The following is a 23265-nucleotide window of genomic DNA, read 5'->3' as shown; positions in this document are numbered from 1 at the left end:
CTCCTGGGGCGTTGGGTTTGGTGAGGCTTTTTTTGGGCGCTTAGATCGCGTCGGTATCGGTTTCGCCGGTACGGATGCGGATTGCCTGCTCCAGATTCACCACGAAGATCTTGCCGTCACCGATCTTGCCGGTGTTGGCAGCCTTGGTGATGGCTTCGATCACTCGATCGAGGTCCTTGTCGTCGATGGCGACGTCGATCTTCACCTTGGGCAGGAAGTCGACCACGTATTCCGCACCGCGATACAACTCGGTGTGACCCTTCTGCCGACCGAAGCCTTTTACTTCGGTGACGGTGATGCCCTGCACGCCGATTTCCGACAGTGACTCTCGCACGTCGTCCAGCTTGAACGGCTTGATGATGGCTGTGACTAGCTTCATGAAACTCTCTCCCGATTTGGTGGACTTGCCCCAGGAAAACAAACCCGTCTCAAGTCTAAGCGCAGCGGTTGGCTTTGTAACGCGTCGTCGGCATCCGGCTCCGCGTGCGCACTGCCTGGTCACAAGGAACTGCATCAGTGCATGGCTCGTACAGGTCTTTGCAGAAACCTTGCCAGTTCCGTTAAAGCGCCGAAAAACAGGCAGTTGCGTGGAAGAGTCAGGCTTGGCCAGTCGCCAGCATTGAAAAGATGCACAGTCTTGGTGCGCGGCATTGCACAGGACTGCTCGAAAAATGTGCAACGGAACGCAAAACGGGCCCGTGTTACACTGCCGGCCATTTCCCGTCAGCAGTGGACAGCCGATCATGCTCGCGCCCAAAGCCCTTCTCGATGCCCTGAGCGACCAGGCCTCGCGCCTGTTCAGTGGCGATACCGCCCAGCCCCGCGCCGAACTGGAAAGCCAGTTCAAGGTGCTGATGCAAGGTGCCTTCAGCAAGCTGGACCTGGTCAGCCGCGAAGAATTCGACAGCCAGATGGTCGTATTGGCCCGCACCCGTGCGCGCCTGGAGGCCCTGGAGAAGCAGGTCGCCGAGCTGGAAGCCCGCATGGCACCCGCGGCACAGGATTAAGCTCCGCGCCCCGCCCTCACGCGGGAGCCCGTAGCCGGCCGAGCGCCTGGCTGCTTGGCTTGGGCGGCAGCTCACTGGCATGCAGGTCCCCTCGAAACAGCGTTGCGCCGCACACCGTGAACAGCGTCCTGAACAGGTTGTGCGAGTTGCGAATCCGAGCCTGAATGCCCTCGATGGCCGAATCCCCTGGCTGCAGCGCGACCGCACGGTTGGCCCACTCGATGGCCGCGAAGCGGCTCGGCTTGCGCGTACCATGCCCGTGCATCCAGGCCAGGCCTAGCTCCGCGCTGGCACGCCCGGCTATCGCGCAATCAGGGTAGTGCACCAGATCCAGCAGGTAGGCGACCGCCTCTGCGCGCTCCCGGGGGTCGCCGAACTGGCGCTGCAGAATGGCCAACTGCAAGCGGGCCTGGGCATCGAGCGCCTCGTTGCCTAGGCAATCGAGCAGCAAGCGCCTTACCGCCAGCATCGCGCTACGCTCGCTCAAGTTCTGGTCATTACGCATGCGTTGGCAGGCCAGGTCGTACTTGGCCACCTGGCTGCCTGCCTGCGCGGCACACAGCAGCCAATGCGCTGCTGCCCCAGAGTCTATGTAGTATTCCGGCGTCCCCTCGAGCCGACCGCAATGCAGCGCGTAAAGCGCGGCTGCGGCATCGGGCAACTTGCACTCGGCACACTGCCTGTACAGAAAATAAGCGGCCTCGTAATACTTGGCGGCCCAAAGCAGGCGCGCTACCTCGAGTACATCAAAGCCCAGCCCCTCGCGCCCGCACTGCCGTTTCACCGCAGCGTGCAGCCAGATACGCGCCTGCTCGGCGCATTGCCTGAAACCCCACAACCCGAACTGGTGCCCCACGGACCGCAAGGCACAGGCCGCCGCTTGCCTGCGGTTTTCGCTTAACCGCTCGATGGCGATACGCAAGCTGTGCGCATCGTCTTGCACGCCATGGGTCACTACCAGGCAGACAAAGCTGTAGAACGGCTCACCAATGGCCGGTACGAAGCCCTGATCGGGGTATAGCGCCACAGAAGCGACGAAGTCGTGCATCGCACCGGGGTAATCCTTTAGCGAAAAGCGGCGAAAAGCCCCTCGCCGGGCCATGAGCGTGGCGCGTTCCTTTGGCCTGAGCTCGCGTTGCATCCACCGCTCGAAGACTCGCTGCCAAGCCGCCACTTGCTGCACCTGATCGGCAGGAGGCAGCCGGAACTGATCCTCAAGTGCCAGCCAGCGGATCGCATTACGCAGGGTTTCAGGCCAGCCCCGGCACAAAGGGCCGCTGGCCACGGCATCAATGGCCTCATAACTACCGCCCCAACGGGGTGTGAGGTAGCTGGCATAGGCCTCGACCACCTCGAAGCAGCCAGGGAACCAGTTCAAGGCATGGCGCAGCCAGTAGTCCCGCGCAGGTTCCTGCTCAGCGGGCAGGCGGGCACTCAGGCACGACGGCAGCACTTGCGGCAGCTCAACCAGCGGTGCCAGCCCATATTTGACCAGTAGCGGTGCCGCAGCCTCCTGCACTTCGACATCGGCATGGGCGCTGGGCCGAAAGCGCGCCGGCCGGCCATGAAACAGCTCCACCAGCCAGCCCGGTTCACGAAAGTGCGCACTGATCTGCAACATACCGATCACCGCCGCCACAGGCTGCGCGCAACGCTCAATGGCCCGCAGAAAGTGCGCTGCGGCCATTTCGCAGGCCTGTTCGGCGGCCAGCCAGCGCGCTGCGGACACCTCATTGGCGGCAACCGTACCGCGAATACGGCAAGCGCGATTGAAGCAGTGAAAGCCCATGGCTACCTGGGGGTGATAAGCCTTGGGGCAGGCATCGATCCAGGCTTTGAGGCGTTGTGTGAGGGCCTTGCTGCCTTCTACATCCCAGTCGACCAGCATGTGCCCCTGAACAGCCTCAAGGTAGGCCGGGCACTCCCCTGGGCGCGCTTGCCGCCACTGCGCCTGAAGGGTATCGAAGAAATGGTTGAGTTCAGCGAACTCCTTGGCCTTTACCCGCTCCAGGATCTGCTGGCGGGTGCGAATGAGCGTTTGCACGGGCAGTACCTCAAGTCCATTTGGAGGAGATGCATTGCCATCCCTTGGCAAGGCAGTAACGGTTGAACACTAAGCCATAGCTTTGCCGGGCGCAAAGTTATTGGATCCATTGTTTGTCAGATTGTATGAAACGTAGGGTCAATGCCCTGATCTGAACAACAAGGATGCACTCTTCCTGCACCTGGCCTCTTCAACCTCATTATGCTTGCCAACACCGCAGGAAGCGGCTCCCGTCGGACAACTGCTGGAATTGGTCGCGCACCTTAACGACCAGGTGCCGCTGCCTTCCTTTGCCGCCGCTACTTGCTCCAACGGTGTAGCGCATTATCCCTTGATGCAAGCTGGCCTGTTTCAAGCGAAGTGAATTTCATACACAACCGTTTGGCGTAATTTTGTTGACGTCATTTTTCCATCTACCTAAGATCTGCTGGCAATGATGGCAAAATGATATGCACAAGGAAGTTATATGCAGTATCACCACCTCGTGATGAGGTTGTGCTTCGTAGCCCTAACCATGTGCGCGGCTAAAAGCACTTTTGCGGCTACGCCGGGCGAGCAGGACCTGATTCGCGATCGCCAGGACCGTCTGCTGCAGGAGCAGCAGCGCCGCCTCGACGAACTGCGCGACCTGCCAGGCAAGCAAGCATCACCGCCTTCAGCGCCGGCAGCCACTGACAAACGCTGTTTCCCCGTCGATACCATCGAGATCAAGGGTGCCGACAGCCTGTCCCAGGCCGAGCGCGAGCGCCTGGTGCAGCCTTGGCTTGGCCAGTGCATGGGGGTGGCGCAACTCAATGCCTTGCTCAAGGCCATCACCGATCACTATCTGGCCATCGGCCAGGTCACCAGCCGGGCCTACCTTCCCCAGCAGGACCTGACCACTCGGCACCTTGAAGTGCAGGTCGTGGAAGGGCGCCTGGAGGGGCTCAAGAGTGACGATGGAAGCGGCCTTTCCGCACGCGAGTTGGCAATGACTTTCCCCGGCACGGTCGGTAAGCGCCTCAACCTGCGGGACATCGAGCAGATGGTCGATCAGCTCAACCGCCTGCCGTCCAACCAGGCGAAGATGGAGTTGAAGCCAGGCAACACCGTGGGCGGCAGCACCGTCGAGGTGCGCAACACCCCGACCAAGCCTTGGCGGGCCAACCTGTCACGCAACAACGAAGGGCAGCGCGCCACCGGCGAACAGCAATGGGGTTATGGCCTGGAGTGGGACAGCCCGCTGGGTATGGCCGACCAGTTGCTGGTCCGTGGCGGCCATGACGCAGTCAGCGACCATCAGCACACCTCCCACAGCGAGATGCTCAACTACAACCTGCCCTGGGGCTGGTGGAACTTCAACTATGCCTACAGCCAGAGCGCCTACCGCTCACAAGCCATGGCCAACAACTTCGCCTTCAAGCAAACCGGTGATACCCAGAACCATCAGTTTCGCGCAGAGCGGGTGATTTACCGTGACAGCGTTTCGAAGACCGCATTGAATACCGGCCTGACCTACCTGCGCTCGAACAACTACATCGAAGATAGCCGCCTGAAGAACAGCAGCAACCGGCTCAGCGAAGCGCAGTTTGGCATCAACCATGGCCGGCGCATCGGCACTGCGTTCGTCAACCTCGACCTAGGGATGCAGCAAGGCATCGGTGCCTTTGGCGCCCAACCCCGGCAGACAGACGCCCCCGGCGACCCGGACGCGCGCTACCGCAAATACACCCTCACCCTCAGCTACCTGCAGCCGTTTGCGTTGTGGGGCGAACGCCTGAGTTTCAGCAGCCTGTTCACCGGGCAGCGCAGCGAGGACCCGCTGTTCAGCCCGCAGCGCATGAGCCTGGGCGGGCTGTCTTCGGTGCGTGGCTACAAGGATCAGTTCCTGACCGGCGACAGTGGTGGCTACTGGCGCAACGACCTGCGCTGGAGCCGTCCGGTACAACTTGAGTGGTTGCGCCCGCTGCTCGCCGAGTATGGCGCCAGCGTCGGCTACGACCAAGGCGTGATTCGCCACGACCGCTTCAGTGGCGACCAGCACGGCCGCGTCTCCAGCCATTCCCTGGAGCTGTTCGCCCGCGGCCAGCACCTGGCCGCCAGCGTCACCCTTGCCCATTCACTCGAACGCCCGGATGCCATCACCGAGCACGAGTCACCCATCTATTTCCGGCTGGACCTGCTGCTGTAAGCGCCGCCGCTGCTGACCTGAGGTCGTTACATGGACGTTCGCCAATTCGCCTTCATGGTTCGTCTGCCTTCTTCCGCCATGCAAGCACGCGACACCTTCTGTGGCATGCCCAAGCGTGCGCTGGCGTTCCTGCTGGCCAACGTGATGTTCTGGCAGCCGCTGTGGGCCCAGGCCGAAGGTATAGCGGTCAGCGCGCCAGGTACCGGGCTGGCGCAGGCAGGCAATGGCGTGCCGATCGTCAACATTGCCGCGCCCAATGGCAAAGGCCTATCGCATAACCACTTCAAGGAATACAACGTCGGTGCCCAGGGCCTGATCCTCAATAACGCGACGCAGCGCACGCAGAACACCCAGCTGGGCGGCATCATCGTCGGCAACCCGAATTTCTCCGGTCGTGCCGCCGATATCATCCTCAATGAGGTCAACGGCGCCAATCCCAGCCAGTTGCGCGGTTACACCGAAGTGGCGGGCAAAGCCGCCCACGTCATCGTTGCCAACCCCCATGGCATCAGCTGCGATGGCTGCGGCTTCATCAATACCCCAAAAGTGACCCTGAGTACTGGCAAGCCGGTGATCGAGAACGGTCAACTGAGCCGTTACCAAGTCGATCAGGGGGCTATCGCGATTCAGGGCGCGGGGCTCAACGCGAGCAATGTCGACCAGTTCGAGATCATCACCCGGGCGGCGCAGGTAAATGCACAGATCCAGGCGAAGAAACTGGCTATCGTCGCCGGGCGCAACGATGTCGATGCCCGCACGCTGACGGCCACCGCGCGGGCGGCTGATGGCAGTAAAGTGCCGGAGCTGGCGATCGACTCATCGGCCCTTGGCGGCATGTACGTCGATACCATTCGCCTGGTCGGTACCGAGGCTGGGGTGGGAGTGAAACTGGCCGGCGACATGATTGCCGGGGGCGATATCCAGATCGATGCCAATGGCCAGCTGAACCTCGGCCAGGTGTCCGCCGGCGGCTCGCTGACTGCCAAAGCACAGGGTGTCGATGCCCAGGGGACTGTGTATGCGGGCAAGGACCTGGCCATTAGCGCCCAAGGCGAGTTGCGCAACCAGCGCAACCTGGCAGCGCGTGACAGCGTGCGCCTCGACAGCGCAGGGCGGGTGCTCAACCAGGGCGTCATTGAAGCCGGGGTCAACGCCGACAACAGCCGCAATAGCCAAGGTGATGTGCGCATTAGTGCGCAGTCGCTGGACAACACTGGCCATACCCTGGTCGCCAGCCGGGACGTTGCGGTCACGGCCAGCGAGCTGGCCAACCAGGGGGGCTCCCTGAGCGCCGGGCGCAATGCCCAGCTTGAGGTCACCCGGGTCGACAACCAGAACCACGGGCGTGTGCTTGCTGGCGCCAACCTTGGCGTCAACAGCCAGAGCCTGCTCAACGGGCAGGGCGGGCTGTTGGGCAGCAGCGGTGCATTAAGTGTCAGCAGCACCAGCCTGATCAACCGCAATGGCGAATTGTCGGGCCTGGGGCAAGTCACCCTGCACGTGGCAACGCTGGACAACGTCGCCGGCCTGGTGGCAGCCGGGCAAGCGCTCGACCTGTATGCCGCGGGCCTGCTCGACAACCGCAGCGGTGGCCAGCTCACCAGCAAACAGCGTCTGACGGCCAGCGTCGGCAGCCTTGATCAGCAGGGCGGCGGGCGCCTGGTCAGCGAGGGTGACCTGAGCCTCGACCTGCGTCGCGGACTGTTGGACAACCGCGGTGGTGTGATCAACGCCAGCGGGCAACTGACCCTGAGCAACCTCGATGGCGTCGATAACCGTCAGGGTGAAATCGCCAGCCAGCGCGCCTTCAACGTCAGCGCAAGCAGCCTCGACAACGGTGCTGGCAAACTGTTGAGTGACCAGGGCCTAACCCTGAGCATTGCCCGTACCCTCAGCAACAGCGCGGGGCTGATCGCCGCCAGTGGCTTGTGGCTCGACGCCGCCAGCCTGCTCAACGACCAGCAAGGCATGATCAGCAGTCAGGCAGGCCTGGATGCCCGTGTCAGTGGCGCCCTGAACAACCACGACGGCAACCTGACCGCGCAGGGCGACATGCGGCTCGCGGTCGGCAGCCTGGACAACAGTGCCGGCCGCCTGCACGGCCAGGCCGGTGTCAGCCTGGACCTCAACCATGGCAGCTGGAACAACCAGGGCGGCCTCGTCACCGCACCGGGCTCGCTGCAACTGCTCAACCTCGCCTCGGTGAACAACCAGGGCGGCGAAATCTCCAGCGTGCGCAGTTTCGAACTGCGTGCCGACCAATTGGACAACCGCGCTGGCAAGCTCAAAAGCGAGGATGACCTGGGCCTTGTAGCCACAGCTGGGCTGGATAACCGTGGCGGTGAGGTGGTGGGCGCAAACCTCGGCCTCGACGTGGGGGCTCTGGATAACCAGGGCGGCCGGATCCAGGCCACCGACCGCTTGCAGCTGAACGCAGTCCGTGTCGATAACCGTGACGGCATCCTGGCCAGCGGCGTAAACGTGGCGCTGACCGCCGGTGAGCTCGATAACCGTTCCGGCAAGTTTACCAGCGGCGGCGACCTGACAGCGGCCTTGGCAGGCGACTTGCTCAACCAGAGTGGCCTGTTCAGCGCCGGTGCCAACCTGCAACTGAGCAGCGCCAACCTGGTCAACCAGCAGGGCGAGTTGGCCGCCGGGGCTACTTTGCAACTGCGTGCCGCGCAACTGGATAACCGCAACGCAGGGCGTGTCCACGGCCAGAATGTGCAAGCCAGCGTCAGCGAGCTGATGCAGGCCGGTGGCGGGCAGCTCTACAGCCAGAACGACCTGGTCCTGGACTTGAATCACGGTCACTTGAACAATCAAGGCGGCCTGCTCAACGCCCCGGGGCAGTTGCTGCTGCGCAACCTGGACAGTGTCGATAACCAGGGCGGCGAGATCTCCAGCCGCCAAACTTTCACCGTGGATGCCAGCAGCCTGGACAACCGGGGCGGCAAATTGCTCAGCGAGCAACTGCTGACCCTGCGTATCGCCAGGGCCATGGACAACGCGGCCGGGCTGGTTTCTGCGGCGCGGCTGGACGCGCAGCTGGGTAGCCTCGGCAACAGCCAAGGCAAGCTGAACATACGCGATGACCTGACACTGGCCGTTGAGAGTACGCTGAGCAACGCCGACGGCGAACTGCAGGCCGCAGAAGGCCTGATTTCCACTGCCACGCTGGACAACCGCAACGGTCGAATCCAGGCAGACCGAAATTTGAAGCTTACCAGCGCAGGAGAGGTGCACAACGAGACAGGTCATCTCAGTGCCGGGGACCAGCTTTTCCTGCGTGGAGCACAACTGGATAACCAGCAGGGTGCGGTGTTCGCAGGCAACCATCTTGGGCTAATGCTCGACGGCACGCTGAGCAACGCCAACGGCACGCTGCGCGGCGAGCGCAGCCTCGACCTGCAAGCCGGGGCATTGAACAACAGTAGCGGCGGCCGGGTCAGCAGTGGCGAACAGCTCGATGCCAGGCTGGGCGCTCTTGACCAGCACGGTGACGGGCAATTGCTCAGTCAGGGCGCACTCACCCTCGACCTGAACCAGGGGCGCCTCGACAACCAGGGTGGGCGGTTGAATGCAACCGGTCGCCTGCTGCTAAACAATGTCGCGTCGGTCGATAACCGCGGTGGCGAAATTTCCAGCAACCTCGGTTTTCTGCTGGCCACCGGTGCACTGGACAACGGCGGTGGCAAGCTGCTCAGCGAGCAGGGGCTGACCTTACGTATCGCCCGTGTGCTGGAAAACACCAAAGGCCTGGTTTCGGCAGCCCAGCTGGATATCCGCGCGGGAGCCTTGGTCAACCAGGCCGGTAGCGTCAGCAGCAGTGGCGCGCTTGCGCTGCAAGCCGAGGGTGGCGTCGACAACCAGGGCGGCCAACTGCTGGCCGGTGAGGCGGTGATCAGCGTCGGTGCGCTGGACAACCGGCAAGGCCTGGTTCAGAGCGACCGTCAGCTGACTCTCGACAGCCTCGCCGCCGTGGACAACCGCCAGGGGGTGCTGTACGCCAGGCAAGCGGCCGAACTCAACGTCGCCAGCCTGGACAACCGCGCAGGCAAACTCAGCAGTGACAGCGGCCTGGCCGCACGCATCAGCGCCCAACTGCTCAACCAGGCCGGCCTGATCGACAGCACGGGCGACCTTAACCTCAATGCGGGTGCTACCGACAACAGCTTGGGTGGCAGCATTCACAGCAGCGGGCAACTGCAGGCCTCGGTCGCCAGCCTGGACCAGCATGACGGTGGCCGGCTCTACGGCCAGGCGGATGTCACCCTCGATTTGAACAATGGCTACTTGAACAACCAGGGTGGGCTGATCAACGCACCAGGCCAATTGCTGCTGAAGCAGCTCGCCGGCGTCAGCAACCAGGGCGGTGAAATTTCCAGTGGCCAGGCTTTCGAACTGGCTGCCATCGAGCTGCTCAACGGCGGCAAGGTCCTCAGCGAGCAAGGCCTGACCCTGCGCATCGCCCAGGCCCTGGACAACACCCTGGGGCAGATCAAGGCCGCCTCGCTGGATGTTCGCGCGGGCAGCCTGGTGAACCGCGAAGGCAGCCTGGAGGCCCGCGAGGGTCTTGAACTGGCCGTGGATAGCCTGCTGAACAACCAGCAAGGGCGCGTTCTGGGTGGCAGCGTTGCGCTGAACAGCGTCGAGCTGAACAACAGCGCCGGCCTAGTCCAGGCCGACACGCGCCTGGACCTGCGCCAGACCGGTGCGGTCAACAATCGCACTGGCCAGTTGCTGGCCGGCGAGGTGCTGAGCCTGGAGGCCGCGAGCCTCGATAACGGTCAGGGGCGTGTTGCCAGCGATGGCACGATGGCGCTGGCCGTTAGCGGTCAGTTGCTGAACCAGGGGGGAGTGCTGGGCGCCGTCGGGGCCCTGCAATTGCGCGCCGACAGCTTGTTCAACAACGCTGCCGGGCGAATCACCGGCAAGCATGACATCGACGTCGAAGCCCGCCAGTTCGATAACCGCGGTGGCAACGTGGTCGCGACCGGGCAATTGCGGGTGCAGAGCCACGCGCTGGACAACCGTCAGGCCGGTCTGCTCAATGCCGGCAACGGCATGACACTCTCGGTCGAGCGGCTCGACAACCGTGCGGGCCAGATCGCCAGTGTTACGGACCTGGACATCAACGGCGAGTCCCTGGACAACAGTGGCGCAGGCCAGGTCGTCGCCAATGGCATTCTGAAACTGACTCTGTCGCGTCTGGACAACCAGGCCAAGGGCATCATCTCCGGCCAACGGGCCGTCACCATCGTTGCCGGGCAGATGGACAACAGCGCCCAAGGCAGCCTGTATGGCAAGACCGGCGTTTCACTGCTGCTGCAGGGTGGTGGTTCGAGTGGGCAACTGAACAACCGCCAGGGCGTGATTCGCAGCGATGCCGACCTGCGCCTCTCCACGGCGCAGGGCATCGGCAACCAGGGGGGCGAGCTGCTTGCCGCCGGTGCCCTGGCGCTTTCCAGTCTCAGCCTCGACAACACTGCTGGGCGCATCGCTGCCAATGGCTCGATAACGTTGGGTACTGGCGCTTTCAACAACCAGACCGGGCGCCTCATCAGCCTCGACCAGCTCGATCTGAAAGCCGGGCAGGTAGAGAACCTGGGCGGCACGATTGCCAGCGTCAAGGCGCTCACGGCCTCATTGCACGGTCTGGACCAACGCAGTGGCGGCGAGCTATACAGCAACAGCGCCCTGACCCTGGACCTGAACCACGGCCTGCTGAACAACAGTGGTGGCCTGATCAACGCGCCGGGGCCATTGGTGCTGCGCAACCTTTCCACAGTCATCAACCGAGGCGGCGAGATCTCCAGTGAGCAGGGTTTCGGCCTGCTGGCCGACAGCCTCGACAACAGTGACGGTGGCCTGCTCAGCGACCAGGGCATCGATCTGGACATCCGTCAGGCGTTGCTCAACGTCGGCGGCCAGATCACCGCCAACGGCCTGACGGCCAAGGCCGCCAGCCTGGACAACAGCAATGGCCTGTTCAGCAGTGGCGCCAACCTCGATCTGGCGATCACTGGCGCCTTGCTCAACGCGGCCGGCGAAGTCTCCGCCGCTGGGGTCAACAAGGTCGCAGCCCAGTCCCTGAGTAATGATCGTGGCCAGGTCATGAGCGATGTTGCCCTTGACCTGCAGGTGGGCGGTGCACTGTCCAACCAGGGCGGTACCTTGGGTGCCGGGCGCGTGCTGCAGGTCACTGCTGGCAGCCTGGACAACAGTGGCAATGGCAGCCTGGTCAGCGACGGCAGCCTGGGGCTGAGCGTCGCAGGCCTGCTGGATAACCAGAACGGTGGCAGCGTGCTCGCCAAGGGCGCCATGGCGCTGCAAGTCGAGCGCCTCGACAACCGTGGCGGCCGGCTCGCCGGGCAGGACGCCCTGACCTTCAGGGGCACGTCGCTGGATAACCGTGGCGGGATCGTGCGCGCCAACCAGGACATGCAGTTGCATCTGGCGCAGCTGGACAACCGCGCAGGCCTGATCAGCGGCGTGCAGGCGCTGGACCTCGATATCGGTGAGCTGCTCAATCAGGGCGGCCTGGTCAGCGCCAGCGGTGGGCTGGGGCTCAAGGCCGATTCAGTCGGCAACGGCAAGGGGCGTATCGCCAGCCAGGGCGATCTGGTGGGGAGCATCGGCCTGCTTGAACAGCAAGGCGGCGAACTGGTGGCCGAGGGCGAGCTGAGCCTGACCGGCGACGAGTTGGACAACAGCGCGGGTGGCCTGGTCGGCAGCCGCAAGGCACTGCGCCTGCAGGTGCAGTCCGTGAACAACCAGGGCGGGGAAATCTCCAGCCAGCAGCAGGTCACGCTTGGCGTCACCCAGCTGGACAACAGCGCGGGCAAGCTGCTGGCGGGCACTTCGCTGGAAATGACCGTGGCTCGGCTGGTCAACCAGGCTCGTGGCCTGGTGTTCGCCCGTGACATCAACCTGGCCGCTGCCCGTCTGGACAACGCCCAGGGTACCCTCGCCGCGCAGCAATCGTTGCAGGTTCGCCTTGCCGCACAAGGCGCAGGAACGCTTGACGGCGGCCTCGATAACCGCCAGGGGCGCCTCGGCAGCGAGGGCACCCTGAGTCTCGACGGGCAGCTGTTGGACAACCGCGCGGGCAGTATCTCCAGCGCGGGCCAGTTGATGCTGAACGGTGCGGCCGGGTTGCTCAACCAGGGCGGCGTGCTGGAGAGCGGTCAGGGGCTCAACCTCAAAAGCGCCAGCCTGGACAACAGCGAGCAAGGCCTGATCAAGGGCCAGGGCAACACCACCGTGGTTACTGGACGCCTGGATAACAACCAGGGCGGCCGGCTTATCAGCAACGCAGACCTGACCCTGAACGCCGACCAGGTCAGCAACGGCGGGCGCATCGCCAGCAACGGCGTGCTCGACGCCAGCGTCACTGGCCTGGTCCAGGACCAGGGCGAGTTGTTCAGCAACCGCCAATTGACCCTGGACCTGAACCAGGGCGCGCTGATCAATGGTGGCCTGATCAATGCCCCGAGCCTGACCCTCAAGAACCTGGCTACGGTGACCAACCAGGGTGGCGAGATCTCCAGCCAGGGCGCGCTCGATCTTGCCGCCCGCAGCTTCGACAACAGTGATGGCAAGCTGGTCAGCAACCAGCATTTGGCCTTGCGCGTCGACCAGGTGCTGGGCAATCGCAACGGTCGTATCAGCGGGGCGCAACTGGCGCTGGACAGCCAGCGCCTGGACAACAGCGACGGCCTGATCAGCACCCATGGTTCGCTGGCGGTCCATGCTGGCGAGTCGTTGCTGAACCGCCGCGGCACCCTGATTGCCGACAATGTGCTCACGCTCGACAGTGACAACCTCGACAATGGCCAAGGCCAGATCGCCGGCAAGGCACTGGTCGAGCTGAAGGCCGGTACCCTCGACAATCAGGGTGGCCAACTGGTCGGCACCGATCGCGTCAGCGTCGCCGCGAGCCGCCTGGACAACCGCAGTGGCTTGATCGGCGCTACCCAGGTGCTGGACCTCGCCGTCGACAGCCTGGACAACCGGGCAGGCGAGCTGACCAGCAACAGCGACCTCACCCTCACCGGGCAGTATCTGGACAACAGTGACGATGGTGTTCTGTTCGCAGGCGGCAAGCTGACGCTGGCGATGCTGCAGGTGCTCAACCGTACCCGTGGCCAACTGCACGGGCAGGCCGTGGACCTGAGCGGTGCCAGCCTGGACAACAGCGGCGGGGCGATCTTCTCGCAGCGGCCACTGGTGCTGAATTTCAGCGGCGAACTGAGCAACCGGCAGGGCACGCTGAGCAGTGAGTCGACGCTGGTGGTCAGCGCGAACAGCCTCGACAACCAGGGCGGCAGCCTAGGCAGTGCCGACGACCTGACTTTGACCGTGGCCGGGGCGCTCGACAACAGCGACGGCGAACTGCTTACCGATGCTCGCCTGCACCTGCGCAGTGCCAGCCTGGTCAACGACCAGGGCAGCATCAGTGCCAAAGGTGCGGTCAGTGTGGGGACCGGTGCGGTGAGCAACCGGGGCGGCAAGCTGAACAGCGCGCAGACCCTCGACCTGAACGCCGGGCAGGTGATCAACGGTGGCAGCATCGGCAGCCTCGGCGCGCTGACCGCCACGGTTACCGGGCTCGATCAGCAGGGTGGCAAACTGTCGGGCAATACCAGTCTCAGTCTCGACCTCCAGGGCGGCAAGCTGGACAACCAGGGTGGCCTGATCAACAGCGTCGGCCCGTTGCGGCTGAGCAACCTGGCCGATGTCAGTAACCGCGCGGGCGAAATCTCCAGCGCCCAGGCCTTCACTCTCACTGCTCGTAGCCTGGACAACGATGGCGGCCGTGTACTCGCCAGCCAGGGCCTGAACCTGGTCATCGCCCAGACCCTGAGCAACCTCAAGGGCCTGGTCGGTGCCGCCAGCCTGGGCGTCAGCGCAGGCGCGGTGGACAACCGTGGGGGCACCCTCAACAGCCGCAGCGACTTGTTGCTGGGCAGCAGTGGCCTGCTCGACAACGGTCAGCAGGGTCTGATCAGCGCGGCAGGCCAGCTGACCCTGAACAGCGACAGGCTGAGCAATCAGGGCGGGGCGCTACTGGCGGGCGAAGGCCTGTCGCTGACGTCGCGCGCGGTGAACAACAGCGCGGCTGGCCTGATCAACGGCCAGACGGGTGTGAGCATCAACGCCGACAGTGTCGACAACAGCGGGGGCGAGATCTCTGCCACACAGGACCTGGCGCTGACCGCCAGTAACCTGATCAACGCCAGCGGCAAACTGATTGGCGCACGGCAGCTGGTGCTTTCCGCCGCCAGCGTCAACAACCAGGGCGGCCTGTTGTCCGGTTGGCAGTGGCTGAGCCTCAAAGGCGGCAGCCTCGACAACCGCAACCTCGGCACACTCTCCAGTCGCCAGGGTGCCCTGGATGTGCAACTCACCGGTGCCCTGCTCAATGGTGGGGACGGTGCCCTGGTAAGCCAGGGGCGCATGGACGTCGATGCGGCTAGCCTCGATAACAGCGGCGGCGTGCTGTCCAGTGGCGCAGCCTTGCAACTGAACACGGCCACCCTGGCCAACCTGGGCGGCAGCATCGATGCCCAGCAGTTGCTGAGTGTCAACGGCAGTGACCTGGACAACCGTGGTGGCCGCATCGCCGGTAATGGCAGCCTGCTGCTCGACTTGCGTGGCAACCTCGACAACAGCGGCGGCACCCTGGTCAGCGCCGAGGCGCTGCAGTTGGTGCAGGCCCGGCAGGTGCTCAACCATGGCGGCAAGATCATCAGCCGCAGCGGGCTGGCGCTCAATGCCGGCAGCTTCGACAACGGCCAGCTGGGTACCTTGGCGGCCAAGGACCAGGTCAAGGTCAATGTCGCTTCGACCCTGCGCAACGACAGCCAGGGGCTGATCTACAGCGAAAACGCCGATGTCGCGTTGCAGGCGGGCGAACTGCTCAACCAGCAGGGCGAAGTGCAGGGGCGCAGCAGCGTGCTGCTGGACATCGCCGGGGCACTGGAGAACCGCGGCGGCAAGCTGCTGGCCCAGGGCGGCAACCTGGTGGTGCAGCGGGCCGGCAGCCTGGGTAACCAGGGTGGCGTCCTGGCCAGCGTCGCCGGGCTGCTGGACGTGAACGTCAGCGGCCTGCTCGACAACCGGCGCGACCTCGCCGGCAACGGAGGTGTGGTGCAGGGCCAGCAACTGTTGCTGGTGGCCGGCAGCATCGACAACAGTGGCGGCCGGGTTGCCGCCCAGTCAGGCGATGCCCGGATCCGCAGCGCGGGCCTGGTCAATGCTGGCGGTGGTCTGTATGCCAAAGGCCTGGTGCAGGTCGATGGCAGCAGCCTGGACAACAGTGCCGGGCAGTTGGCGGGTAACCGCATCGAACTGGCGCTCGGCAACACCCTGATCAACCGTTCGGGCGTCGTCGAAAGCGACACGCAATTGCTGGTGTCGGCGGCCGCAGTGGACAACCAGGGTGGCCAACTGCGGGCTCTGGGCACGACAGGCAAGAGCGACTTCCAGATCGGCGGTGGCTTCGACAACCGTAACGGCAGGGTCGAGGTGGCCAACGCCGACCTGACCCTCAACACCAGCGGCCTGAGCAACCTCGATGGCACCGTGCTGCATGGCGGCACCGGCACCTTCGACGTTTCCACGGCAAACATCACCAACAGCGGCGGCACCCTGGTCACCCGGGGCGGGCTGACGCTGACGGCGACCAGCTGGACCAATAGCAGTGTGATCCAGGCCGGGCGCCTGACCGTCAACGTCGATGAACTGAACCAGACGGCAGGTGGGCAACTGCTGGCCTCGGAACGTTTCAGCGGCAGCGGCAACAATTGGAGCACGGCAGGGGTGATCGCCAGTGATGGCGGGCTAGACCTTAGCCTTGCCGGCAGCCTGAATGCCAGCGGGCGTGTCAGCAGCCTTGGGGCCATGAACCTGACCCTCAGCCAGCTGACCCTGGGTGGCAGCGGCAGCCTCGCTTCCGGCGCAGCCGGCACGCTCAATGTCGGTGGCCTGCTGAGCAATGCCGGACGCCTGACGTCGGCGTCCAGCCTCACGGTCCAGGCGGGTGGCATCGACAACTACGGTTCGCTGGGCAGCGCCCAGGCCCTGACCCTGAGCACCGGCAACCTGTCGAACCAGGGCGGTTTCATCTACAGCGGCACGGACATGGCGCTGTACACCCAAAGCCTGACCAACCGCCAGGGCGATATCTACAGCCTGGGCGCGATCCGGGTAGCTCGGGACGCCCAGGGCAATCGTTCGGCCCTGCTGGAAAACATTTCCGGGACGATGGAAAGCGTTGGCGACTTCACCATCGCGGCCAGCACCGTCAGCAACAAGCGCGTCGACTTCAGTCTCACGCCGACGGTGCAGTCCGGTTACATCGGCGTGCGCTGCTACAGCTGCTCTAGCTACATGGACGGCAGCGTTCAGATTTCGCCGAGCTCGCACTTGGTCTGGGGGCAGACCTACACCTATGAGGCTGTGGGGGCGGTCGAGCAACAGGCCAGCCTGGTGTCGGGGCTTAATCTGAGCGTGGCCAGCGATGTCTTCGCCAACTCCAACTCCACGGTTGCAGCCTCCGGTAACATCACGATCAATACCGGCTCCTTTGCCAATACCGGCACATCGCTCAACGGCTATTCGGAGCTGAAGTACATCGATATCGGCAATGCCAATTCAATTCCGTGGAAGGGTATCACCAAGTACAACGCAGACAACGATGCAGGTTACACCGGCGGTATCCGTTTCTGGAATGCGGCGGGTGCCGAGTCGATGGCGACGATCAACGGCGGTGGCCGCTCCGTCGGTAGTGGCAACTGGATCTATTGGGTGAATTTCGCCAGCATGAGGCTGGATACAAGCTATTCGCAAGGCGGCAGCAATAAGTACAAATACGCTGAGTTCATTTTCCCGGCCAACTATGGCAGTGGCCACCCCAGCAGCGCTCCTGCGACCATTCAGGCTGCCACGCCGTTCCTCACACAACGCTTGGAAAATGCCGGTTCCAACTACCTGCCTTCCGTTGTCCAGGCCGGAGGCGCCCTTGCCATCACCGCGTCCAGCAACATTTCCAACGGCGTGGAGCGGGCCTACAGCCAAGCGGCCACCGGGGCAGCAAGGGGCCTGAATACCAGTACCATGGGCACTGGCTTGGCGCCGGTGATCGTGCTGAATCGGCAGTTGCCGCCCAACCTCGCCCAACAGCAGATCAACCCGTTGAGCCTGCCGGGCTTCAGCCTGCCGACCAACTCCAACGGCCTGTTCCGCCTGAGCGACCAGGCGGCCAGCGCAGGCCAGGCCGGCCAGGCTGGCAGCGGCGCCGGCAACTGGACCCTGGGTGCTGCCAGCATTGAGTTGGCACAACGCGAGCAGGCGCTGCCGGGCACGACCGGGCGCACCATGCAAGTTGGCGACAACACCCAGCTTTGGGCCAGCACGCAGCAACTCTCGGTCACCGCACGCGAAGCCAGCACGTTAGACGCCACCGCGAGTGCGGTCGATGTGTCTGCGGTTGGCAGCGTCAACAACGGCAGCTGGCAATCGGGTCGCAGCCAGGCCGGCGAAATCACCCGCAACGACGGCATCGGCAACCAAGCGCCTTCCGGCGATGCCGCCGGCTCGCTAAGCGCCACTGGGCAGTCTGTCGACCTTGCCGGTATCGAGACGAACCGCGACACCCAGGTTAGCGTTAGCACACCGGGAAGTTCGACAGGCCCGGCGAATGTGCCGGGGCTGGCTTCCGGTAGCCGCGACACCACTGTGGCCGGCCAGTCCGCAGGCCGCACCGACCTGGCGCCGCAGGCCCGTGACGGGCTGACCGATGTGGCCGCTGTGCAACCTGCACGGGTGACCACGGTCGACCCCTTGTCGCCGGCCAACCAAACCGTAGTTTCGGCGACAGATCGCCCCGGCATGCCGAGTGCCGACGGCCGCGCGACCGTCACCTCGCCAGGCAGCGCGCAGCCTACGGCCGCGGCCGGGCAGAGCATCGACCGGGTCACCGGCCTGCCTGACCGCACCTTCGTCTCTCAGCCGCACAAGTACCTGGTCGAAACCAGCCCGTTGCTCACCGACCTCAAGCAGTTCATGAGCTCCGACTACCTGCTGGCCGGCCTGGGCTACAACCCGGACGAAAGCGCCAAGCGCTTGGGCGACGGCTTCTACGAGCAGCGCCTGCTCCAGCAAGCCGTGGTGGCAGCCACCGGGCAGCGCTTCCTGGCCGGCCAGACCAGCGACGAGCAGATGTTCAAGTACCTGATGGACAACGCCATCGCCAGCAAACAGCAACTGAACCTGGCGGTGGGCGTGGGCCTGACCTCGGAGCAGGTGGCGGCGCTGACGCACGATATCATCTGGCTGGAAGAGGTCACGGTCAACGGCGAGAAGGTGCTGGTACCGGTGCTGTACATGGCCAATGCCAACAACCGCCTGGCACCCAATGGCGCATTGGTGGCGGGCAATGACGTCAACCTGGTGGCTGGGCAAGATCTGCTCAACGTCGGCACCCTGCGCGCCAGCAGCAACCTCTCGGCCGCAGCTGGCAACGACATCGTCAACAGTGGCCTGATCCAGGCGGGTAACCGGGTCGACCTGCTGGCCGGCAACGACATCGTTAACAAGGCCGGTGGCATCATCTCCGGTCGCGACATCAGCATGACCACGCTGATGGGGGATGTGATCAACGAGCGTTCGGTGACCAGCCAGGTCACCGACGCTGCCCGCTTGCAGTTACGTACCGATTACGTCGACAGCGCCGCGCGCATCGAGGCCGCCAACGACTTGAGCATCGGCGTCGGGCGAGATTTCGTCAGCGTTGGCGGAGTACTGCAAAGCGGGCGCGACACCTCAATCAAGGCCGGTCGCGACATTTTGCTGGGTTCCGCCGAGGCCATCGACAGCGCCGCCTATGGGCGCACCACCACCCAGTCGGTGACTCAGAACGGCTCCAGCGTGAGTGCCGGGCGCGATTTCACCGCCGTGGCAGGGCGCGACCTCACCGCGGTGGCCAGCCAGATCGAGGCGCAGCGCGCCATTGAAATCAGCGCCACGGGTGACGTGACCTTGATGTCGGCGGCGGACGAGACCCATTCGGCGTACACCTCGAAGAAGCTCAAGACCCAGGAAGACCATATCAGCCAGGTGTCCACCGTGCTGACAGCCGGTACCGATGTCTCCATCAGCGCCGGCCAGGACCTGGCCCTGAGTGCCAGCCGCATCAGTGCCGGCGACGAAGCCTATCTGGTGGCAGGCGGTCAACTTGCCTTACTGGCGGCGGAGGATCTGGACTACTCGCTGTACGACAAGAAAAAGAAGGGCAGCTTCGGCAGCAAGTACACCAAACGCGATGAAATCACCCAGGTTACCAACGTCGGCAGCGCGATCAGCACAGGTGGCGACCTGATGTTGGTCAGCGGTGGTGACCAGTTGTACCAGGCGGCCAAGCTCGACAGTGGTGCAGACCTGATCATCGACAGTGGCGGCGCAGTGACCTTCGAAGCGGTCAAGGACCTGCATCAGGAGAGTCACGTCAAGAGCAAGAACAGCCTTGGCTGGAACAGCGCCAAAGGCAGGGGCAACACCGATGAAACATTGCGTCAGAGCCATTTGCTGGCCAGTGGTGAGGTACTGATCAAGGCTGCCGATAGCTTAAGGATCGATATTAGGCAGGTAGATCAGAAGAGCGTCAGAGAGACCATCGATCTGATGGTCCAGCAAGACCCGCAACTGGCCTGGCTGAAAGACGCCGAGGCGCGAGGTGATGTCGACTGGCGGCAAGTGAAGGAAGTGCACGACTCCTTCAAATACAACAGCGCAGGGTTGGGTGTCGCGGCGCAGTTGATCATCGCGATCATCGTCACCTACCTCACGGCGGGTGCCGCCAGTGCAGCCTTGGGGTCCGCAGCAGGTGCGACCGCAGGTTCCGGGACAGCCATGGCGGCCAGTGGCACGGCCACGGCCAGTGCCGTGGCTGGTGGCGCGGCAGCGGGTTCGACCGTAGCGGCAGGATGGGCGAACGTGGCGCTATCCTCGATCGCCGCCAGTGCGGCAAGCGGAGCGACCATAAGCACGATCAACAATCGAGGCAACTTGGGCCTGGTGCTCAAGGATGTGACGTCCTCTGATGCGCTTCGTGGTTATGTGGTTTCGGGAATTACCGCAGGTTTGACCACCGGTGTGTTCGATGACTGGACAGCGACCGAAACGGCAACCTCAACCGCGCTGCCTAATAGTGGCGCCGTATTGCCAGCCGGGGGGCTTTCCACTTGGGACGGCATTGGTCGCTTTGCAGGCAACCAGCTTCTTCAAAACGGTACTTCGACTGTGCTGGATCGTGCTCTCGGTGGTGACAGCGCGTTGAGTGATGCGCTGCGTAGTAGCCTTGCCAGTACATTCGCAGCTGCTGGGTTCAATCTGGTTGGCGATTTGGGTAATCGCTTCGACCTTCAGCAAGGAGGCGCCGCCAAAGTTACACTCCATGCGGTGATGGGCGGGCTGGCAGCGGAGGCGGCTGGAGGCGATTTCAAAACTGGCGCAGTTGCAGCCGGGCTCAATGAGGCGTTAGTAAATACCCTTGCGCAGCATTATGCGGAAATGGAGCCTGAGAAAAAGCAGCAGTTACTGTTAATGAACTCACAGTTATTGGGTGTTTTAGCTGCTGCTGCGGCCAACGGAGACGGCGACAGCTCGCAAATGGGAGCGTGGGTGGCGAGCTACTCGACGCAATATAATTATCTTACACATGAAGAAGTTGAAGATAAGCGCGCGAAAGAAAAAGCCTGCGCGGATGATGGGTGCGTACAAGATGTACGAGAGGAATATGCAGAACTGGATGAAGGTCGCAATAAAAAGTTGGCCGACTTGTGTCGTAATAATCCTGGGAGATGCGAGGATATTTCCGCGAAGCTCAGTGCCGACGAGCCGAAACTCAGAGCGTTAGCTAAAGAAGCAGCTGCTCAAGGTGAATATGGCGCATCCGTTGTCATCGGATATGTGATTAGCAGTAGTAACCAAGACGCGCAGAATATCATCGCAAGTGAATTGAGCGCGCTCGAAGGGGGAGATGGGAGTCGGTTCCTTTCCGTGCTAGGCTCAACGTTGCTGAGTGCGACCATGGGCGGTAGCTCCGTTGGCGCAAAAGGCGGATCGAAGACTCCAAAAGCTGTAGAAGAGATATCAAACCCCCCACAGGCACCGGTCATTCCGGCAGGGTGGGTCAGTCGACCGGGGCGAAATGGCGGTGAAATCTACTTTCCAGCTGGTACTGATCCAGCGAAAGGAGAACACATTAGAGTTATGCCACCCGGTTCATCACCTGTTCCAGGATACGAGAACGGATACTGGCGTTGGCAGAACTCCGGCAAACAACCGATGAATCCAGCAACAGGTAAACCTGGTATAGGGCAGGGGGATACACATGTTCCACTTCCGCCGGATTCTTTACCACCTGTTCGTCGTTGAAAACATGGATTAATTAGGGGGGCACATGTACAAATTGCCAGGTGATTTTGATTTTATGCTGCTTTCCGAGTGTTATTTGGAAATGGTTTGTTATGGTGCGCACCTCACAAGGCTGGATTTTTCACGACCGCAAATTGCTCCTGGTGTCCCTCCATATAAGGTTTCTATTTGTGTTGAGGCAGGCTTAACTTATCAGGTTGGTGATATATCAGGGAGGAGAGACTTTACAGACTCATCTACCAGCGCACCGTTGTTAGATCTTTTGTTGAAAGATGTTGTGCTTGTTGAGGAGGTTGAGGGGTCTTCACTTCAGATTTCATTTGATTCAGGCGACAAAATTGTAATTGAGGCTGATTGCGGTGGCGACTATGAGTCCTATTCGATTTATCTAGACTCTGGTGACGTGATAGTCGTTTAGTCGGTGCAAAAGCGGCAGCCGATACATCTGCTACGGGCAAAACGAATGTTGCTGCAGGGGCAGGTACGTTTCCAGTACAGTGCCCTGGCAAACGGATGAGTACAACGCACGGCATTTACAGCTGCACTCACTGAACACCGGCAGCTTTCGACACATGGCAGGCGCAAAAAAACTGGTTCTGTGGGCAAGTCGCGCACTCTAAGGGAGCGGGTTTGTCCGCGAAGCAGGCGCTGCGGTGGATGGCACCGACTGTGCCGGAGTTCGCGGGTAAGCCACTCCTACTGAAATTGCTGTTGGGCAGAAAATAAATTTGACCCGTTGTGGAAGGCCAAAGTGCGGAGGTGGAGAGGATGACAATTGAACAAAGCGGCGTTGTTGATATGATTTCAATTTCCGCAGATCAAAAGACTGCGCGCCTGATCATTACTGACCACCTAGAATGGTCGACGAAGCAGTCCGACCACCGACTACTACTGCAAAATAAAATTAATGAATATCTGAATTTCATCGAGGAGGGTACTTTGCTGGAGGCGAGACCTGACCTTCAGGGTATGAAACTCGCGATTGAGGTAGTGGGGAAATACATGCCTGACCTAGACGGGGAGAAATTTTTAAATCAAGTAGTTAAAAAGCTCGATGAAGATGGATACAAGTTCACCTTCAGGCTCTTCGAAGGTGGGTAGCTAAGGCGCTACCTGTCCCGATCGCAGTAGTCGTCTGTACCAGCTGCCTTTTTGCGTAACTCGCAATGTCCGCTATGGGTCCAGGCTGGGTGAAAACTCGCGGAATGCGTTGAAGGTCGTGGCTATCTAGGGACGCTTGCAAAACTGGCAGGAAATTGCCTGGATTAGCTCAGTTGGCCTCGCAAGGGTGCATCTGGCCGGTATGAATCCGTCGTGGAGACTTTGGGGCCCCCTAACTGGCGGCTCAGCAGGCCATTTCACGTTTTGAGCGCTTCGAGCAACGCCTTAGAAGTGGACACATTGGATGGCTTCTCCACCCAGCATGTTCTACGGCCCCATGCTTTCCGCTCCATGGGCGCCAAGCAAGCCGCCTATCTCGTGTCAGGATCAGAACCCTTCTTAAACAATTTCCAATACTGGAGGAATGAGCAAGATAAGGAGCGCCCTATCCCGCTGAAAGATCTGCAAGTGGGCGTAGAGGCTGGAAAAGCAGTTTTTTC

The 23265-nt window shown here is 62.5% G+C and carries 7 protein-coding genes; 5 read left to right on the top strand and 2 right to left on the bottom strand.

The features are described from left to right. Window positions 1-40: 40 nt before the first annotated feature. On the bottom strand, window positions 41-379 hold the full coding sequence (gene glnK, locus JOE27_RS17595; protein WP_002555808.1) for a P-II family nitrogen regulator: 339 nt from the start codon (window positions 377-379) through the stop codon (window positions 41-43). 364 nt (window positions 380-743) lie between these two features. On the opposite strand from glnK, the gene JOE27_RS17590 reads away from it, so the two are divergent. After that, window positions 744-1007, top strand: a complete 264-nt coding sequence (locus tag JOE27_RS17590; protein WP_012312185.1) for an accessory factor UbiK family protein — start codon at window positions 744-746, stop codon at window positions 1005-1007. Between the two features lie 16 nt (window positions 1008-1023). Here JOE27_RS17590 and JOE27_RS17585 read toward each other — a convergent pair whose 3' ends face one another. After that, window positions 1024-3051, bottom strand: a complete 2028-nt coding sequence (locus JOE27_RS17585; RefSeq protein WP_204919346.1) for a DUF4034 domain-containing protein — start codon at window positions 3049-3051, stop codon at window positions 1024-1026. Between the two features lie 514 nt (window positions 3052-3565). Here JOE27_RS17585 and JOE27_RS17580 point away from each other — a divergent pair. The 4 genes from JOE27_RS17580 (at window position 3566) to JOE27_RS17565 (ending at window position 22765) form a co-directional block, all read left to right on the top strand. Continuing rightward, a complete protein-coding gene (locus JOE27_RS17580; protein WP_281069925.1) occupies window positions 3566-5221 on the top strand; it encodes a ShlB/FhaC/HecB family hemolysin secretion/activation protein in 1656 nt (551 codons plus the stop codon). 30 nt (window positions 5222-5251) lie between these two features. Continuing rightward, window positions 5252-21664, top strand: coding sequence for a filamentous hemagglutinin N-terminal domain-containing protein (locus tag JOE27_RS17575; RefSeq protein WP_204919340.1), 16413 nt, complete (start codon window positions 5252-5254; stop codon window positions 21662-21664). A 25-nt stretch (window positions 21665-21689) separates the two neighbouring features. Next, window positions 21690-22082, top strand: a complete 393-nt coding sequence (locus JOE27_RS17570) for a hypothetical protein (protein WP_204919338.1) — start codon at window positions 21690-21692, stop codon at window positions 22080-22082. Window positions 22083-22432: 350 nt separating this feature from the next. Next, a complete protein-coding gene (locus JOE27_RS17565; RefSeq protein ID WP_204919336.1) occupies window positions 22433-22765 on the top strand; it encodes a DUF6572 domain-containing protein in 333 nt (110 codons plus the stop codon). Window positions 22766-23265: the final 500 nt, after the last annotated feature.

The sequence above is a fragment of the Pseudomonas sp. M5 genome, assembly GCF_016907075.1.
GTDB classification, from domain to species: domain Bacteria; phylum Pseudomonadota; class Gammaproteobacteria; order Pseudomonadales; family Pseudomonadaceae; genus Aquipseudomonas; species Aquipseudomonas putida_E.
The sequence above is the reverse complement of the archived record's forward strand: the minus strand, read 5'-3'. Positions and strand labels throughout refer to the sequence as shown.

Excerpts from the sequence above, each read along its gene's own strand:
- JOE27_RS17575 (WP_204919340.1), top strand. The coding sequence starts at position 5,252 with ATGGACGTTCGCCAATTCGCCTTCATGGTTCGTCTGCCTTCTTCCGCC.
- JOE27_RS17570 (WP_204919338.1), top strand. The coding sequence starts at position 21,690 with ATGTACAAATTGCCAGGTGATTTTGATTTTATGCTGCTTTCCGAGTGT.
- JOE27_RS17565 (WP_204919336.1), top strand. The coding sequence starts at position 22,433 with ATGACAATTGAACAAAGCGGCGTTGTTGATATGATTTCAATTTCCGCA.
- glnK (WP_002555808.1), bottom strand. The coding sequence starts at position 379 with ATGAAGCTAGTCACAGCCATCATCAAGCCGTTCAAGCTGGACGACGTG.
- JOE27_RS17580 (WP_281069925.1), top strand. The coding sequence starts at position 3,566 with ATGTGCGCGGCTAAAAGCACTTTTGCGGCTACGCCGGGCGAGCAGGAC.
- JOE27_RS17590 (WP_012312185.1), top strand. The coding sequence starts at position 744 with ATGCTCGCGCCCAAAGCCCTTCTCGATGCCCTGAGCGACCAGGCCTCG.